The 13772-nt window shown below is 59.3% G+C and carries 12 protein-coding genes; 4 read left to right on the top strand and 8 right to left on the bottom strand.

Features of this window, described 5'->3' with window-relative positions; translation table 11 throughout:
• Positions 1-10 precede the first annotated feature (10 nt).
• The 6 genes from queF to IV109_RS06425 form a co-directional block, all read right to left on the bottom strand.
• Positions 11-883, bottom strand: coding sequence for an NADPH-dependent 7-cyano-7-deazaguanine reductase QueF (gene queF, locus IV109_RS06450; RefSeq protein ID WP_296693932.1), 873 nt, complete (start codon positions 881-883; stop codon positions 11-13).
• Positions 880-1773 (bottom strand): alpha/beta fold hydrolase, encoded by an 894-nt coding sequence (locus IV109_RS06445; RefSeq protein ID WP_296693931.1) that lies wholly within the window; start codon positions 1771-1773, stop codon positions 880-882. The genes queF and IV109_RS06445 overlap by 4 nt, the downstream gene beginning before the upstream one ends.
• Before the next feature lie 50 nt (positions 1774-1823).
• The gene (gene yaaA / locus IV109_RS06440) at positions 1824-2600 is read right to left on the bottom strand and encodes a peroxide stress protein YaaA (protein WP_296693928.1); all 777 of its coding nucleotides are present in this window, start codon (positions 2598-2600) and stop codon (positions 1824-1826) included.
• 66 nt (positions 2601-2666) lie between these two features.
• Positions 2667-3257: a DUF3501 family protein gene (locus tag IV109_RS06435; RefSeq protein ID WP_296693925.1), complete on the bottom strand. Its 591-nt coding sequence runs from the start codon at positions 3255-3257 to the stop codon at positions 2667-2669.
• 9 nt (positions 3258-3266) lie between these two features.
• On the bottom strand, positions 3267-4619 hold the full coding sequence (locus IV109_RS06430; protein WP_296693922.1) for a heterodisulfide reductase-related iron-sulfur binding cluster: 1353 nt from the start codon (positions 4617-4619) through the stop codon (positions 3267-3269).
• A gap of 84 nt (positions 4620-4703) precedes the next feature.
• Positions 4704-5126 carry a rubrerythrin family protein gene (locus tag IV109_RS06425; protein WP_296693919.1) on the bottom strand — a complete coding sequence of 141 codons (423 nt, stop codon included), beginning with the start codon at positions 5124-5126 and terminating at the stop codon, positions 4704-4706.
• 316 nt (positions 5127-5442) lie between these two features.
• On the opposite strand from IV109_RS06425, the gene IV109_RS06420 reads away from it, so the two are divergent.
• The 4 genes from IV109_RS06420 to IV109_RS06405 all read left to right on the top strand — a co-directional run bounded on the left by IV109_RS06420 (position 5443) and on the right by IV109_RS06405 (position 12943).
• Positions 5443-7479: a TonB-dependent receptor gene (locus IV109_RS06420; RefSeq protein WP_296693915.1), complete on the top strand. Its 2037-nt coding sequence runs from the start codon at positions 5443-5445 to the stop codon at positions 7477-7479.
• A gap of 10 nt (positions 7480-7489) precedes the next feature.
• Positions 7490-8026 carry a YfiR family protein gene (locus IV109_RS06415; RefSeq protein ID WP_296693912.1) on the top strand — a complete coding sequence of 179 codons (537 nt, stop codon included), beginning with the start codon at positions 7490-7492 and terminating at the stop codon, positions 8024-8026.
• A gap of 4 nt (positions 8027-8030) precedes the next feature.
• Positions 8031-9929, top strand: a complete 1899-nt coding sequence (locus IV109_RS06410; RefSeq protein WP_296693909.1) for a bifunctional diguanylate cyclase/phosphodiesterase — start codon at positions 8031-8033, stop codon at positions 9927-9929.
• 110 nt (positions 9930-10039) lie between these two features.
• The gene (locus IV109_RS06405) at positions 10040-12943 is read left to right on the top strand and encodes a valine--tRNA ligase (RefSeq protein WP_296693907.1); all 2904 of its coding nucleotides are present in this window, start codon (positions 10040-10042) and stop codon (positions 12941-12943) included.
• A 7-nt stretch (positions 12944-12950) separates the two neighbouring features.
• Here IV109_RS06405 and IV109_RS06400 read toward each other — a convergent pair whose 3' ends face one another.
• Positions 12951-13178, bottom strand: coding sequence for a sulfurtransferase TusA family protein (locus tag IV109_RS06400; RefSeq protein WP_296693905.1), 228 nt, complete (start codon positions 13176-13178; stop codon positions 12951-12953).
• Positions 13179-13219: 41 nt separating this feature from the next.
• Positions 13220-13750 (bottom strand): NUDIX domain-containing protein, encoded by a 531-nt coding sequence (locus IV109_RS06395; protein ID WP_296693902.1) that lies wholly within the window; start codon positions 13748-13750, stop codon positions 13220-13222.
• Positions 13751-13772 lie beyond the last annotated feature (22 nt).

Here is a 13772-nt window from a genome sequence, read left to right as displayed (position 1 = left end):
CGGCTGACGACTACTGCCGCGCGGTGCGGGTGTTGCCCGGCATCGCTTGCGGATAGCTGGTGCGAAACGGATTGATGTCCAGCCCGCCCCGGCGGGTGTAGCGGGCGTAGACCGACAGCTTTGCGGGCTTGCAGCGCGTCCAGATGTCCATGAAGATGCGCTCCACGCATTGCTCATGAAACTCATTGTGGTTGCGGTAACTCACCAGGTATTGCAGCAGGCCTTCCTGCTCAATTGGCAAACCGCTGTAGCGGATCTGCACACTGGCCCAGTCGGGCTGGCCCGTGACCAGGCAATTGCTTTTGAGCAGGTTGCTGGTCAGCACTTCCGACACGGCCGGTTCGTCCGGCACTACCCGCAACAAATCCGGCGCGGGGGTGTAGCGGGTGCATTCCACATCCAGCCGGTCCAGACTCAGGCCATCGAGCTCGTACACAGGCTCGCGGTCAAACATCTCGGGCAACACAATCGTGACGCCAATCGAAGGTGCCGAGAAGCCGCCAGCTGTCTGATCCACTGGGGGGATGGGCCGCCATGCGGCCTCGCTCAGGTCTGCCCGCAAGCGGGCCTTGACTGCATCCACATCGGCAAAGCGGGTGTTGTTGAAGCTATTGAGGTAGAGCTTGAGCGATTTGCTCTCAATGATGTTGCTTGACTCGCAGGGCACGGTGAAATGCGCCAGCGCCACCTGGGGCTTGCCACGCAGGTTGAGCCAGCTCAGTTCAAAGGCACTCCACATGTCAGCGCCAAAAAATGGCGTCACCGCGTCAAGCCCGATGTCGCGGCGCTTGGCTACCCGCGGAATCGGAAACAGCAAGGACGCATCGTACTGGTCGATATAGGCCGAGGCTTTGCCCAGCTGGGAATGTTCAGGCGTATTCATGCCGCTTTCAGGTGAGGAATCAAAGGCTCCAGCAGACGCTCCACCACGCCCGGCGGCAAGTCGTGGCCCATGCCCTCAATGCCCACCAGTTTGGCGCCGGGAATGCGTCGGGCAGTGTCTTCGCCGCAGGCATAAGGCACCAGCGGGTCGGCCTTGCCGTGCAATACCAGGGTGGGCAAACTCAGTCGCGTCAGCTGGGCCGCACGGGAAATGTCCGATGCGATCGCCAGCATCTGGCGCAAAGTGCCCACCGGATGAAAGCTGCGCTTGATGCCGACCAGAATGCGCTCGCGCACTTCGGGTTCGGGCACCGGAAACGCAGGACTGCCAATGACCTTGAACAGCTTGACGTAATGGTCGACCACGGCCTGCGGGCTGTTGTTGACCGGGCGGCGCAGCATGGCACGCATCACGTGGGGGCTGGCTTTGGGCAAGTCCCGGGCGCCGCTGGTGCTCATCACACTGGTCAGGCTCAAAATCCGCTTGGGAGCGGCCAACGCCACGCGCTGCGCGATCATGCCACCCATGCTGACACCCACCACATGCGCTTTGTCGATGCCCAGGGCATCCAGCACGCCCAGTGAATCGGCCGCCATGTCGCTCAGCGTGTACGGCGCACGCGGCGTGAAGCCGAGCTTCTGTTTGAGTACCGCCAAAAGAATGTTGGGTTTGCCCAGCGCATCAAAGTGCTGGCTCAGGCCGATGTCACGGTTGTCGTGCCGGATGACCCGGTAACCGGCATCCACCAGTGCCTGCACCAGCTGCGGCGGCCAGGCCACCAGTTGCATGCCCAGGCCCATGATCAGTAACACCACGGGGCGCGCTGGCCCCGGTGTGCCGGGGCCGCTGTCTTCCACTTCAATGTCAATGTTGTTTGCTCTGATTTTCATAGCTATAGGTGCTTTTTCAACGGGGGCCAGAACCCATTTTTATTCAAAATCTATTGACCTTGACCGCGACGGAACACCAGCCGGTCCGGCCGGGATGCGGTCGAGTCAAAAGCATAGCCTTCCTCACAAAACGCTTCCAGCTGGCGGGGCGTTACCACCCTGTGTGTCGCCGCAAAGCGCGCCATCAGGCCGCGTGCCCGCTTGGCCATGAAGCTGATGATTTTGTACTGGCCATTTTTGTACTCCTCAAACACGCATTCGATCACGCGCGCCTTGAGGGTCTTTGCATCCACCGCCTTGAAGTACTCCTGCGAGGCCAGATTGACCACCACCGGCGACACATCTGATTGCAGACGTTCATTCAGGTAGGCGGAAATCTGTGAGCCCCAAAACTTGTAGAGGTTGCTGCCCTGCGCGTTGGCCAGCCTGGTGCCCATCTCCAGCCGATAGGGCTGCATCCAGTCCAGCGGACGCAGCACGCCGTACAGCCCGCTCAATATGCAGACATGGCCTTGCAGCCAGGCCAGTTGATCGGGCGCCAGGCTTTTGGCATCCAGTCCCTCATACACGTCACCATTGAACGCCAGCACCGCCTGCTTGGCGTTTTTGGCGGTGAATTTGGGTCGCCACGCTTCATAGCGCGCCACATTCAAACTGGCCAGCGCGTCGCTCAAGCTCATCAGCTCGGCAATCTGCTGGGGCGACTTCGGCCTGAGCAGATCAATCAGTTCGGTCGATTGCCGCACAAACAGCGGCTGGGTATGGGGAACATCACCCGCAGGCGTCTCAAAATCCAGGGCTTTGGCAGGGGACAACAAAAACAGCATTGAAAACGGGACCCCAAAGGTTGGATGAAATAAGCTTGATTATCGCGACAGCCCGCCAGCACGGTCTTATCTAAGGTCTCCTGCCAGGGATGCAAGTGTCTCAGCCGCGATCGTGACATGTGCCGGGTAGTTAGTGTGGTCACAGCCCAGCTTGACGCTGGCACCAGCCTTCACGGCCGCGCACATGGGCGGTGTCAGCTCAAAACGCACAAAATGCACGGCCGAGGTCTTCTCTTCGTTCTCACGGTCCAGATCTTCATCGGCGATGGCGTAGACCCGGGCCTGGCCCTCAACCTCGACAAACAAGCGGTCTTCCACACCAATCAGGCGGGCCAGCTCGCGCTTGCGTTCGTTGATGTCGGGGTATTCGAGCATCATCGTGGCCTTCCAGTTGCTGCCGTCCGGCACCAGGGGTGCATAGGCATCGATTTCCTGCTGGATGCCCTCCTCCTCAAATACCTTCTCGATGCGTAACATCTCCTGTATCTGGTAGCGGATGGTGGTTTCACTCTCAAACTGCAGGTTGATGTGCTCGCCCAGCTGCACGCTGCGCAATTGACGGTGCGCCATGATGACGGCCTTGTTGGCCTTGCGGTACTTGGTGTAGGCCTCCAGCGTCATGAGGCTGTCAGGGGTGATTTTGCTAGTGAGTTGCATATATACGATCTATTTCAGTCCATAAGCTTTGGCCACCAGCGACAGCGGATGCTGCAACTCGGGCGCGCCCAGGCCATTGACTTCAAAGCCCTGCGCAATGTGATGCCCGCCCAGCGGACAGTCCGAGCTGATGAAGTCGGGCTTGCTGCCATCCTTCATGCTTGCCATCGCCTTGAACACCGGTTTGCCAATCTTCATGGCTTGCTGGTGCGTGGCTTTTTTCACACCAAAAGTACCGGCATGACCCGAGCAGCGCTCAATCGTATTGATCGTGGTGTTGGGGATCATCTTGAGCATCTCCTCGGTCTTCTTGCCTATGTTCTGCACCCGTCCATGGCAGGGAATCTGGTAACTCACGTTGCCCAGAGCCACAGGAAACTCGGTCTTGAGCAGGCCATCGCGCTTGCGCTGCATCAGGTACTCAAACGGGTCCCATACGGCCTCCTTGACCAGTTGTACATCGACCTCATCGGGGTACATCAGGGGGATTTCCTGCTTGAACATCAGCGCACAGCTCGGCACAGCGGCCAGGATGGCGTAGCCCTCCCTGGCATAGCGGGCCAGCACCGGGATGTTGGCTTCCTTGCTGGCATTCACCGACATCAGGTCACCGAGCTCCAGCTTGGGCATGCCGCAGCATTTTTCCTTCTCCACGATCACATAGGGCACGTCGTTGTGATCCAGAATCCTGAGCAGGTCCAGCCCGATGCCGGGCTCGTTGTAGTTGATGTAGCAGGTGGAAAAAATGGCAACCTGCCCCGGCGTCTTCTCGCCATTTTTCACCACGCTTGCTTTGGCCTTGGGCGTACCGGAACGAAATTTTCGGGTCGCCAGCGAAGGCAACCAGGCGTCCTTGTCCACGCCGGCGACTTTTTCCATGAGGCTGCGCGCCACCTTCGTCTTGTTCACCGCATTGACGGCCTGTACCACGATGGGTATCCCGGCAAACTGGCCATGTACGTCCGTGGAAGCCAGCAGCTTCTCGGCCATGCCGACCTCGCCTTTTTGAAACTTGATGGCCTTGGCGCGCAACATGGTGTGCGGAAAATCCAGGTTCCATTCATGCGGTGGCGTGTAAGGGCACTTGGTCATGTAGCACAGGTCGCACATGTAGCACTGGTCTACCACTTTCCAGTAGTCTTGCTTGGCCACGCCATCGACCTCCATGGTCTTGCTCTCGTCCACCAGGTCAAACAGCGTGGGGAATGACCCGCACAGACTCACGCAGCGCCGGCAGCCATGGCAGATGTCGAAGATGCGCTCCATCTCCTTGAAGGCCGACTCCTCGTTGTAGAAGTCCGGATTTTTCCAATCCAGCGGATGACGGGTCGGGGCTTCCAGATTACCTTCGCGTGCGGCCATGGTGTGTCTTTCTGTAGGCAGGAACTCAAATGCTGTGCATTAGGCGCTGCGAACAACGCCCAACACACATCACTTGCGAATCAATCAATCAACCAGCTCAGCCAGTGCCTTGGCATAGCGGTTGGCGTGCGAGCGCTCGGCCTTGGCCAATGTTTCAAACCAGTCGGCAATCTCGTCATGGCCTTCCGTGCGCGCGGTCTTGGCCATGCCCGGGTACATGTCGGTGTACTCGTGGGTTTCACCGGCCACAGCGGCCTTCAGGTTGTCCCGCGTTGGGCCAATGGGCAATCCGGTAGCCGGGTCACCGCACTGTTCCAGCCATTCCAGGTGACCGTGGGCATGGCCGGTCTCACCTTCGGCCGTGGAGCGGAACAGCGCTGCCACGTCGTTCTGGCCTTCGATGTCGGCCTTGTTCGCGAAGTACAAATAGCGGCGGTTGGCCTGGGATTCGCCTGCGAAAGCGGCTTTCAGGTTGTCTTCCGTCTTCGAGCCTTTGAGTGCTGCCATGGAAATCTCCTAGTGGTAAAAAATAATTTAACCCATTCGCCTTGAACAAAAATTTGCCAAAGACTGGATCAGCTTAGACCGAATAGGTAGCTGCGTCTAATTGGATGCCTCAATACCGTCAATTGCTTATGCCTATTGAAAATGCTTTTTGATAAAAATCAACCCAGCCAACTCAGGGGATGTCACCTAAAGATCCCAATAAGCCCGCGCGCCCCGTCTTCGGCCTTAGACTTGGCTTGCCGCGTCATTTGACGATTCGTCGACTGGGCGCGGGAGTCCCCGTCGTTGAGCAAGAAAAAATATCAGGAAACCGGTTGTGAACACGGTCATATTCGCGTCCTCAGGCGCACAGGTAGCCTGTACTCGGTCCTTGGCAGGCCATGCACGGCTGGCACGCTGGCGCGCACTGCTGCTGGTTTTCTGTAGCGCATCCGTCGAAGCGGGCGCTTTGCTGGCTGACGCCGGCGAACTGAGGCAAATGTCACTTGACGACCTGCTGCGTGTCGAAGTTCAAAGCGCATCGCGGTATGCCCAACCGCTAGCCGACTCACCCGCTTCGGCAACCGTGATTCACGCGGATGAATTGCGCCGGCACGGCTACCGCAACCTGGCCGCAGCGCTGTCGACTGTGCCTGGCGTCTATGTCAGCAATGACCGGAATTACACCTACCTTGGCGTACGCGGCTTCAACCGTCCAGGGGACTACAACTCCCGCATCCTCCTGCTGACCGACGGCACCCGGCGCAATGACGCGCTTTATGACCAGGCCCAGGTCGGCAATGAAGCACCTATAGAGATGGACTGGGTCAAGCGCCTGGAGTTTGTCTCTGGCCCGGCCTCGGCCGTTTACGGCGCCAACGCCGTGTTCGGCATTGTGAATGCTGTGATGCTGGAGGGTGGGGACATCAATGGTGCGCGCTTGACGGTGGAGGGCGGTAGCGGGCAAAGCGGGCGTCTGGGCTTGCTGGCTGGACAGCGCATCAACAGTACGAGTGACTGGCTGTTCGGATTTTCGGCCTACGATTCACGCGGTACCGATCTTTATTTCAGGGAATTTGACAACGGAACCACCGACGGATGGGCCCGCGGCCTGGATGGCGAGAAGTACACCAAGGTCTACGGCAAGCTGCGCCTTGGCGACTGGCGCCTGACCAGCAGCTTCAGCACACGCGAAAAAAACATACCCAATGCGTCTTACGAGACAGTGTTTGGCCAGGCGGGAACCAGCTCGCTTGACCAGCATGCGCTGATCGAGCTGGCCTACGACGGCCAGCTGTCCAACGGATGGCAGCAACAGTTCAGAACCTTCGCGGGCAATTACCAATACGACGGCAACTACCGCTACGCCGGCCCGCTGGACAATATTGACCAAGGCCGGGCCAACTGGGTGGGTGCCGACTACCGTCTGACCGTCACGACGCTGCAAGATCACAAGTTGTTGTTCGGCGCTGAAGTGCAGCGCAACACCCAGCTGGAACAACGCAACTTTGACGTCAACCCCGCAACTGCTCACCTGGACAGCAACCGCCCCGCACAGACCTACGGCATGTTCATCCAGGACGAATGGCGCTTGCAAAAGCAATGGCTGCTGAACTTCGGCTTGCGCTACGACAAACACAGCGACTACGCGGGAATCTCATCGCCACGCGTGGCGCTGATCTACCAGCCCAATGACAAGGCGGTGTTGAAAGCCATGCTTGGCAACGCCTACCGCGCGCCGAATGCCTACGAACGTTTTTATGAGGATGGAGGGGTGGTCCAGAAGGCGAATCCCAACCTGTTGCCGGAACGCATCCAAAGCGCTGAATTGGCAGCAGATTTTCGCGTTGGTCAAACCGGCCGATTCGGCTTGAGCATCTACCGCAATGAGATGCGCAACATGATTGAACAGGTCACGGACCCAGCCGATGGCCTGGCTGTCTTTGCCAATCAGGCCGAAGTCCGTGCGCATGGCATCGAGTTCAATGCAGAAAGGCGATGGCTTGGCAACTATCTGCTGCGCGGCAGCATCGCGTGGCAACAATCCAGTATGGCCGATGGCAGCGAACTTGGCAATTCGCCCCGTTTGCTGGGCAAATTGGTATTTGGCGCACCGCTGCCTGCGGGATGGGCGCTGGGCGGCGAATGGCTGGGCATGTCCGACCGGCGCTCCCTGGGCAGCCGTGTTTCCGGCAACGGCGTTCTTAACCTGACCGTCACATCGAAACGCCTGGGCGGCTTGGGAGAGCTTTCGCTGGGCATCTACAACGTCGGCGATCGCCGTTACCTTGACCCGGCCTCATCGGCCTTCGTCCCCGATGCACTGGGTCAGGACGGGCGGCAGTTCAGGCTGCGCTGGACACTGCCTCTTTGACAGAACATCCATGCTGCACTCTCCAGCGTTCTGGCGAAAGCTGCTTGCCCTGACCCTTCTGGCGGTCACGCCGTGGGCGATGGCACAGCGCCAGGCGCCGGAGTCCGAGTTGAAAGCGGCCATTGTGGCCAACATGCTCCTTTTTGTGGACTGGCCGACCCATGGACTGCAAGCCGCCGACAAGCTGACGCTGTGCTACCTGGACGGCGGACCCGTAAGCACTTCATTGGGCCGTTTCGAAGGAAAACTGATCAAAAACAAGCCCCTCCAGGTGGTGCGAGTGGACATCACAGGTATCGGGGGTTGCCATGCCCTTTACCTGTCACCGGTTGACACCTCGAACCTTGCCCGCATTGCCCCCGGCTTTTCGCCCGCTGGCGTCTTGGTCGTCGGTGATTCGCCGGGCTTTCTGCAGCGCGGGGCCATGATCAATCTGGAGATCGAAAGCGGACGCGTCGTCTTCGATATTGATCTTCGCTCAGTGCGCAAGGGCGGGCTTGTCGTCAGCTCCAAAGTCCTTCGGCTGGCGCGGCAAGTGCTAGAGTGACCCAATGAGTACCCCGAATGACCGAATCCGGCGTTCCAATCGACTGAGCCTGTTGTCGACGGGCCTGGCCATGTTGATCGCGTTCATTCTGTTGGTGGTGCATCAATACGTGGTGGCACGCCAGCTGATGCTGGAAGAGTTGCGCACAGAGGCCGCCATCATTGGCGCGAACAGCGCAGCCGCCCTGCTGTTCAATGACCCCAAGGCGGCGCAGGAAACCATTGGCACTGCACGCCTGAGCCCGCGCGTCATGGGTGGGGCTCTGTACCGCTCCAATGGCGTGCAACTCGCTGCAATAGGTGGACAGGGATTCCCGGAACAACTGCCACAAAATGGTGATGCACATGCAGACCCTCTGGCGTCTGTGCCGAACTCGATGGCGTTCGGATTGCTGGACGGCCATTTGCGGGAGGATGTCCGCGTTGACGGCTCCAAGGTAGGTACCCTGCTGCTCCATGTGAGCTTTTCATCTCTTTACTGGCGGCTGCTCGAATACGCGCTGGGTGTGCTGGGCATCGCGACCGTGGCTCTGGCACTGGCCTATCGCCTGACTGGCGGGCTGCGCCGGCGCATGACACACGCCGAAGAACGCCTGGAACAACTGGCGTTTTATGACCAGGTGACCGGGCTGGCCAATCGACGTTTTTTTGAACACGAGTTGCAACAGACTGCATTGCGGCTCACGCGCGATCGTGCAGGCGCGGCGCTGTTTTTCATCGATGTCGATGATTTCAAGAAAGTGAACGACTCCTTCGGCCACGAAGTGGGTGACAAGGTCCTGAAGATGATCGGGGAACGGATGGTCAGCGTTGTGCGTTCAACCGATGTGGTGGCCCGCCTGGGTGGAGACGAGTTTGGCGCCATCCTGCACGACATCAAGGACTCGGAAGACGTAGCCATGGTGGCGCGTGCCATGATTGAGGCCATCAGTGAGCCATTCCCGACCGAGCCCACGCCCAGCCACGTGGGCCTGAGCATCGGCGTGGCCCTGCTACCTGCCGACGGCACCGACCCGGCGGTGTTGCTGCGCTGCGCGGACATGGCCATGTATGTGGCCAAGACAAAAGGGAAAAACGGTTTCCAGTTCTTTTCGGAAGAAATTGACGCACGCGTGCGCTTCGATCTGAACCTCGAAGCCGGCCTGCGCCAAGCCCTGAACAACGACGGGCATGGCTTGTGGATCGCCTACCAGCCGCAGCTTTGTGCCCAAACACGGCAGTTGCTCGGGGTCGAAGCCCTGCTCCGATGGCGGCAAGAAGACGGGCAGCTTGTCTCGCCGGTGGAGTTCATTCCCATCGCAGAAAAAACAGGCCTGATCACAGAGCTGGGAGATTGGGTATTGAACCAGGTCTGCCGGGACCTCGTGTTCATGCGGGCCAGCGGCCTCGATTTGCCCAAGGTGTCGGTCAATGTCTCACCGCGGCAACTGCAAGCGGGCACCGGGGTGGTCGAGAATTTTCGCAAGACACTCATGCGTGCAGGCGAAGCGGTTGAACGTTTCGAATTTGAAATCACCGAAAGCGCCCTGATGGGAGAAGGCGCCACCGTGGTTCTGGACGCATTCCATGGCGCAGGTTTTTCACTCTCCATCGACGATTTCGGCACGGGCTATTCGTCGCTGGGCTATCTCAAGCGTTTTGAAGTGGGCTCGCTGAAAATCGACCGGAGCTTCATCCATGGCCTGCCTGGGGATGTCGGGAATGCCGCAATTGTGACGGCCGTCATTCAGATGTCCCGCGCCCTGGACATCAAGGTGGTGGCGGAGGGTGTGGAAACCGACGAACAGGCCGAGTTCCTGCGCGCCTGTGGCTGCCACATCCTGCAAGGCTATTTGCTGGGCCGCCCCATGGCGGCGGCAGACCTGGTGAACTACGTGCGGCGGGGAAACACCGGCGTCGAATAAAATCAGCAGCTCACAGCCTTAATCCCCTGGTGGCACCTCACCCTTGAGGTGCGCCACATTCGCTCTCAGCCAGCCACCGACGGCCCTGATGCGAACAAGCAAAAGACACCATGAACGACGAACTGCAACAACCCGGCCTTAACAGCCTGTCCAAATCTTTCGAGCCTGCCGCCCTGGAGGCGCATTGGGGCCCTGAATGGGAACGCCGGGAATATGCCCACGCCGGCTACCGTGGCACCAAGACCCCCAAAGCCGGTGCCGAGTCCTTTGCCATCCAGCTGCCGCCCCCCAACGTGACCGGTACCTTGCACATGGGGCATGCCTTCAACCAGACCATCATGGACTCGCTGACGCGATACCACCGCATGCGTGGCGACAACACGGTCTGGATTCCCGGCACCGACCACGCCGGCATCGCGACGCAAATCGTGGTGGAGCGCCAGTTGCAGGAGCAAAAGGTCAGCCGTCACGACCTGGGCCGCAAAAATTTTGTCGCCAAGGTCTGGGAATGGAAAGAGAAATCCGGCAACACCATCACCACCCAGATGCGCCGCATGGGCGACAGCGTGGACTGGAGCCGCGAATACTTCACCATGGACGACAAGCTCTCCAAGACGGTGACAGAAACCTTTGTGCAGCTGTATGAGCAGGGCCTGATCTACCGCGGCAAGCGCCTGGTGAACTGGGACCCGATTTTGCAGAGCGCCGTGAGCGATCTGGAAGTGGAAAGCGAAGAGGAAGACGGTTTCCTGTGGCACATCAGCTATCCGTTTGCCGATGGCGCGCAGCTGGTCAACGGCGAAATGGCAACAGGCCTGACCGTTGCCACCACCCGCCCGGAAACCATGCTGGGCGACGTGGCCGTGATGGTCCACCCCGAAGACGAGCGCTACCAGCACCTGATCGGCAAGCACGTCACCCTGCCCTTGTGCGATCGCTCCATCCCCGTCATTGCCGACGATTACGTCGACAAGACCTTCGGCACTGGCGTGGTGAAAGTCACCCCCGCGCATGACCAGAACGACTATGCCGTGGGCCAGCGCCACAAGCTGCCCATCATCGGTATCCTGACGCTCGACGCCAAAGTCAACGATCTGGCCCCGGTGCCCTACCAGGGCCTGGACCGGTTTGTAGCCCGCAAGAAGGTCGTTGCCGACCTGCAAGCCTTGGGCCTGGTGGTGGAGATCAAGAAGCACAAGCTCATGGTGCCGCGTTGCGCGCGCACCGGTCAGGTGATCGAACCCATGCTGACCGACCAGTGGTTTGTCGCCATGAACAAGGTCAGCCCGCAAGACGCCACCGGAAAATCCATCGCGCAAAAGGCGATCGACGCCGTCCAGTCCGGCGAAGTGCGCTTTGTGCCCGAGAACTGGATCAACACCTACAACCAGTGGATGAACAACATCACCGACTGGTGCATCAGCCGCCAGCTCTGGTGGGGCCACCAGATTCCGGCCTGGTACGACGAAGACGGCAAGGTCTATGTGGCGCGCAACGAAGCCGAGGCACAAGCCCAGGCACCCGGTAAAACGCTGCGCCGTGACGAGGACGTGCTCGATACCTGGTACTCCTCCGCGCTGGTCCCCTTCAGCACCATGGGCTGGCCCGAAAAGACGCAGGATTTCGACCTCTATCTGCCAAGCAGCGTGCTGGTCACGGGCTACGACATCATCTTCTTCTGGGTCGCCCGGATGATCATGATGACCACGCACTTCACCGGCAAAGTGCCGTTCAAACATGTCTACATCCATGGCCTGGTGCGCGATGCTCAGGGCAAGAAGATGAGCAAGAGCGAGGGCAACGTGCTGGACCCGGTGGACCTGATTGACGGTATTGCACTGCCCGAGTTGCTGGTCAAGCGCTCGGAAGGTCTGCGCAAACCCGAGACAGCGCCTGCTGTGCGCAAGAACACCGAAAAAGAATTCCCCACCGGTATTCCGGCTTTTGGCGCCGACGCCCTGCGCTTCACCTTTGCTTCGCTCGCCTCATTAGGCCGCAGCATCAATTTCGACGCCAAACGCTGCGAGGGCTACCGCAACTTCTGCAACAAACTCTGGAACGCCAGCCGCTTTGTGCTGATGAACTGCGAAGGCCAGGATTGCGGCCTGAAGGAACACACCAAGGAAGAATGTGCCGTTGGAGGTTCTGCGCAGGGTTACCTGAGTTTCAGCGCTGCCGACCGCTGGATCGTCTCGCTGCTGCAGCGCGTGGAAGCCGAAGTCGCCAAAGGCTTTGAGGACTACCGTCTGGACAACGTGGCCAGCACAATCTACGACTTCGTCTGGAACGAGTTCTGCGACTGGTATCTCGAAATCGCCAAGGTCCAGATTCAAAGCGGGGACGACGCCCAGAAACGCGCCACCCGCCGCACCCTGATCCGCACCCTGGAAACCATCCTGCGGCTCGCCCACCCCGTTATTCCGTTCGTGACCGAAGAACTGTGGCAAAAAGTGGCGCCGGTTGCCGGTCGTGGTGGCGAGTCTGTATCGATCGCCGCCTACCCGGTCAGCCAGCCCGAGCGGATTGATGAGGCAGCCATTGCACATGTGGCCAAACTCAAGCTGTTGGTGGACGCCTGCCGCAACCTGCGCGGCGAGATGAACGTGTCCCCCTCCACCCGCCTACCCCTGTTCGTGATCGCTGCCCAGGCCAGTGAAGCCGACTTCCTGAAAAGTGCCGCGCCAGTGCTGCAAGCCCTTGCCAAACTCAATGAAGTGCGCGTATTTGACGACGAAGCAGCGTGGGCGGCGGCGGCTCAGGCCGCGCCGGTTGCCGTGGTGGGCGAAGCGCGCATCTGCCTGCACATGGAAATCGATGTGAACGCCGAAAAACTCCGTCTGGGCAAAGAGGTTGCGCGTCTAGAAAATGAGATTGCCAAAACCGAAGGCAAGCTGGGCAATGAAGCCTTTGTCGCCAGGGCGCCTGCCGCCGTTATCGACCAGGAGCGCAAGCGCATGACAGACTTTGCTGCCACGCTATCCAAGGTGAAGGATCAGCTGGCCCGCTTGGGCTAGGCCGCGCTCAGCGGCGGCGCAGCACGTGAATGAAATCGTTGCCCGCCGTCTGCTGCTCCACCAGTTCGTTGCCGGTCTGTTTGGCAAACGCCTGAAAGTCACGTACCGAACCGGCATCTGTTGCAACCACACGCAGGGTTTGACCACTTTGCATGTCAGTCAGTGCCTTCTTGGCCTTCAGAATGGGCAGGGGGCAATTCAGGCCACGGGTGTCGAGTTCTTTGTCGATTTGCATCAAATTTCCTTGAAATTGCAGTGATTTTAGTGACTTTGCAATCAGGCCCGTTTCGGGAACTCCACAAACTGGGGCTCATGTCCGCGCGAGCGCAACCAGTCGGCCAAGGCGTAACCCGTGCCAGCGGGCCAGCATTTGACCTGATCGAATTCGAATAGCTTGTAATCAACCAGTTCGGGAGAGAGCTTGACCTCACCATGGCAGACTGCATGGTAGGCAATGATGATCTGGTTCATGCGCTGAAAATCATAGACACCAATCAGATTCAGCTCGGTCGCTTCCAGACTGGTTTCCTCCATGATTTCGCGGGCGATGCCCCCCTTGGGCGTTTCACCAGCCTCCATGAATCCGGTGATCAGCGCAAACATCTTGCCTGACCACGCAGCATTCTGTGCCAGCAGAATTTTCCCCTGGTATTCAATGACCGCCGCCAGGACCGGCGTTGGATTGTTCCAGTGTGTGTAACCACAGGCCACGCAACGCAGTCGCTCCTTCTCACCCCCATCTTCAAGTTGGGCAATGTATTCCAGCTCGGTTGCACACTGGGGGCAAAATTTGAATTTGTGGCTCATTTGATGGTCAATTTATTGAAAA

This window comes from Rhodoferax sp. (assembly GCF_018780565.1).
Classification (GTDB): Bacteria; Pseudomonadota; Gammaproteobacteria; order Burkholderiales; family Burkholderiaceae_C; genus Rhodoferax.
The sequence above is the reverse complement of the archived record's forward strand: the minus strand, read 5'-3'. Positions and strand labels throughout refer to the sequence as shown.